1 protein-coding gene is annotated in these 467 nt (G+C 64.0%); it reads left to right on the forward strand.

Annotation, left to right across the window (positions count from 1 at the left end):
* Positions 1 to 8: 8 nt before the first annotated feature.
* The coding region (locus tag EOA86_RS38010; protein ID WP_164892479.1) for an amidohydrolase family protein at positions 9 to 467 on the forward strand (459 nt) is incomplete at its 3' end.

Consider the following 467-nt stretch of genomic DNA (forward strand, 5'->3'; position numbering starts at 1 on the left):
ATGCGCAGATGTACGGCCCGACCGTCGGCGACAAGGTGCGGCTCGCCGATACCGAACTGTTCATCGAGGTCGAAAAGGATTTCACCCTTCATGGCGAAGAGGTGAAATTCGGCGGCGGCAAAGTCATCCGCGACGGCATGGGCCAGAGCCAGGTATCCCGCGCCCAAGGCGCCGTCGACACCGTGATCACCAATGCGCTGGTCGTCGATGCATCAGACGGCGTCTTCAAGGCCGATATCGGCCTCAGGGATGGACGCATCGCCGCGGTCGGCAAGGCCGGCAATCCGGACATGCAAAACGGCGTCACCATCATCATCGGCCCCGGCACCGAGATCATCGCCGGCGAAGGCAAGATCCTCACCGCCGGCGGCTTCGACGCGCATATCCACTTCATCTGCCCGCAGCAGATCGAGGAGGCGCTGATGTCAGGCATCACCACCATGCTCGGCGGCGGCACCGGACCGGCG

The sequence above is a fragment of the Mesorhizobium sp. M5C.F.Ca.IN.020.32.2.1 genome, from assembly GCF_004023105.1.
Lineage (GTDB): Bacteria > Pseudomonadota > Alphaproteobacteria > Rhizobiales > Rhizobiaceae > Mesorhizobium > Mesorhizobium wenxiniae.